Below are 3,480 nucleotides of genomic sequence, written 5' to 3' on the forward strand. Positions count from 1 at the left end.
TATGGAAGAGACCACTTCTTGACGGCGGAGCCCGCCTGGGCAACTATTCCAAAGGTATCCGGTCGCTCGGATGCCCCGTGATCTGACGTCTCAAACCGCGTCTTGTTCCCGAGCTAGGACGTTGTCGCTGAGCAGCCGGGGCTTGTGCAGCACGGTGGCGCTGTCGCAGCCCGAAGCCGCCAAGGCGCGGTCCAGCTTGTCAGTCACGTCCTCGGCCCGCATGTTGGTGCACAGCTTCCAGGCGATGATGTAGCGCGAGAAGTCGTCGAGGACAGTTGACAGATACATCCAACCCCACCCGATGATCTTGAAGTAGGTGAAGTCGGTCTGCCACATCTCGTTCGGGCGGGTGGTCTTCGTGTGGAACTGGTCGGCCGCCTTGATCACGACGTAGGCCGGACTGGTGATCAGGTCGTGGGCCTTGAGCAGCCGGTAAACCGTGGCTTCCGACACGAAGTAGCGCTGCTCGTCGGTGAAGCGCACGGCCAGTTCTCGGGGGCTCAGCTCAGACTGTTCCAGCGCCAGCTCGATGATCTGGTCGTGGATGCCCGCCGGGATGCGGTTCCATACCCGGCTCGGCGCCGATGGCCGATCTTCCAACGCCTCCGGCCCGCCTTCAAGGTAACGGTCATACCAGCGATAGAACGTTCGGCGAGGGATGCCGAGCTGGTCCAGCGTGCGCTTGGCGGGCAGGTGCGACTGCTCGACGATCCGGATGATCTCGAGCTTCTCGGATGCGGGATACCTCATTCGTCGTCGCCCCCATCCGCGATCATGCTTTTTTTAAGCAAGCGGTTTTCCAGCGTCAGATCGGCCACGCATTCCTTCAGCGCACGGGCTTCGCGACGCAGGTCCTGCACCTCGCCGGTGGTCGCGGCACGGGCAGTGTCGCCCGCCAGGCGGCGCTTGCCCGCTTCCATGAATTCCTTCGACCAGGTGTAGTACAGGCTCTGCGCTATGCCCTCTTTGCGGCATAGCTCGGCAATGCTGTCATCACCGCGCAGACCTTCAAGCACGATGCGGATCTTGTCCTCGGCCGAGAAATGACGACGCGTTTGCCGACGGATGTCTTTCACAACACGCTCCGCAGGGGGCTTCACCGGCGATTTTGTATTGGAGGATTTGGGCTTCATCTTCGTTCCTTCGTCACTACGACGAAGCCCAAATCCTCCTTAAATCACAACCTCAAATCTGTGCCATAGGCGCTGATGGGGGACACAAACCGCCGATCAGACCGATGCGGTTCGGCAACAGGTCCATAGCGTAGATCAGGATTGAGGCAAAGGCGCTGGCCATAATCAGGTTGATCGCCACCGTCAGCACGCCGGTCCAGAACAGGTCAGCGTAGGGCAGGATCAGGGTCAACGGAAGGGGCCCCAGCACAGAGATCCAGATCATCTGCCGCCGCCAGATCGCATCGCCGACGATCCCGCCGATCAGCACGCCAACCGCTGCCGCGATTAGGAATAGGAACAGCATCATCTGCGACGCGGGGATCGAAAGGCCGAACTTCTCGATCAGGTAGAAGGTGTAGAAGGACCGGAAGCTCTCGCCATGGGTGTTCTTGGTGAACATGAAGAGGGTGAGCACGCTCAATCCCAAAGCGATCGTTGCTGCGCTATGCTCTGGGGAGGAGGAATCGGCTCGGCGGCGGGCGGAACGATCCGTGAACTCTGAGCGGATCCGGTGCTGCAGACTCCCGATCCAGGTCAGCAACGCCATCGCGAGAAGCGCGAGTACTGCGAACCAGGCCAGGCTCGGCTGGCCCCAAGGCACAATGATAAGCGCGGCAAGGACAGGACCGAGAGCGCCACCGGCCTGTCCGCCCACTTGGAATATCCCCTGTGCAAGTCCCTTTCGGTCGCCTGCCGCGTAGCGTGCCATGCGCGTTGCCTCAGGGTAAAAATCGAGGATCCGATGCCAATCAGCGCCACCGCGACGAGGATCCCACCATAACTTGCGGCGAAGGCTAGGCACCCCAATCCGGACAAGGTGAAAGCCATGCCAACCACGGGTGAATACGGCGCTGGATAGCGGTCCGTCACCATACCCATCACTGGGTGCAGCAGCGATCCGGCGATCTGGAATGTTAATGTGATGAGTCCTATTTGCACGAAGTCTAGCCCTTATGCCTCCTTCAGGATCGGATAGGCTGCAGGTATGAGCGACTGCATCAGGTCGTTCAAAAGATGTGTCGCGCCGAGTGCGGTAAGCACGACGACGTAGGTCCGGGCAGGCGTGGTGTTGGTCAATTCAGTCACTTCTGGATCGTTTCGGCGGATTATGCCTCCAACTGCCGAAGCTACAAGTATGATGAGGAAGAGTTAGAGCCCGCTAAGAGGCGCGGAATAGATGTCGTCGGCGCTTTATACGCGTGGGGCGTTCGCTGCTGCCATCCGCAGCGAGCCGCCCACAGTCCTGCCAGATGCGATGGATTAAGGCAGTTGGGTCCGTTCGCCATTGGCTGTGCAATCTCCAAGTTTTTGGAGACCAGTCGGGAAATTCAGCGCTTCCGGCACTCGTGGAGCATCCGTTCATGAGGCCTGACTATATTTGACGCCGTCCGGGACATGAGCGTCGAACCAGCTTGCGATGATGCGCGTGAGTGGCCTGCCCGCACGGGAAATGTCGAGATAGTTTTCCGAAAGCTCCACGTAGTCGCGAAACCGGGTTGCCACCTGCGCAATCAATGGATCGACGATGTTTGATGTATCGCCGAACACCTGATGAAGTGCAGGTCGGTTGAGGCGGAAATCGCACATCAGCATCTCGATGACGCGAGCCCTGAGCCGGTCGTCCTCTGTCATTACGTGACCGCGCGACCCTGCCAACGTCCCGCTCTCGATGCGCTGGATGTAGGCGGCGGTGGCCGGCGCGTTCTGGATGTAGCACGCGGGAAGGCGCGAGATAGAGGAGGCTCCGAGGCCGATCAGCGTCGGGCAGGTGTCGTCAGTATAGCCCTGGAAGTTGCGCCGCAGGAGGCCGGAGCGGGCTGCTCGCGCCAAGGTATCGGCGGGACGGGCGAGGTGGTCGATCCCGATCGTGTCGAAGCCCGCATCAACAAACCGCTGTGCGGCGAGGGTCGCAAGTTCGTATCGCTCGACCTCCTTCGGCAGGGCGTCGCCGTCGATCAGTTGCTGGCGTTTGGAAACCCACGGGACATGGGCATAGCCAAAGATAGCCAGCCGATCCGGCGCCAGCTCGAGCACCTTTGAGACGGTGTGGTCCAGCCGGGCCATGTTCTGGTGGGGGAGGCCATAGACGAGGTCCGCGTTTAGCGATTGAATGCCTGCTGCGCGCAAGTTTTCGACGCAGGCCTTCGTGATATCGAAGGGCTGTATGCGACCGATGGCTGTTGGATGTCACTGAGAACTGACCCAGCAACGATCAAAATTGTCACTGAGAATTGACCCATGTGGAACCCTGCCCCTGACGGGATTTGTCGGGGGTCATTGGAGTGATCGACATGGATTTTTTGAG

3 pseudogenes are annotated in these 3,480 nt (G+C 60.1%); all 3 read right to left on the reverse strand.

Features of this window, described 5'->3' with window-relative positions:
• Window positions 1–120: 120 nt before the first annotated feature.
• Window positions 121–1,133, reverse strand: a pseudogene (locus tag J7359_RS19730) (IS3 family transposase); the annotation flags it as partial.
• An 85-nt stretch (window positions 1,134–1,218) separates the two neighbouring features.
• A pseudogene (locus tag J7359_RS19735) lies at window positions 1,219–2,174 on the reverse strand (MFS transporter); the annotation flags it as partial.
• A gap of 360 nt (window positions 2,175–2,534) precedes the next feature.
• Window positions 2,535–3,353: pseudogene (locus J7359_RS19740) on the reverse strand (coproporphyrinogen III oxidase); the annotation flags it as partial.
• Window positions 3,354–3,480 lie beyond the last annotated feature (127 nt).

It is taken from the genome of Paracoccus sp. R12_2 (assembly GCF_017744015.1).
Classification (GTDB): Bacteria; Pseudomonadota; Alphaproteobacteria; order Rhodobacterales; family Rhodobacteraceae; genus Paracoccus.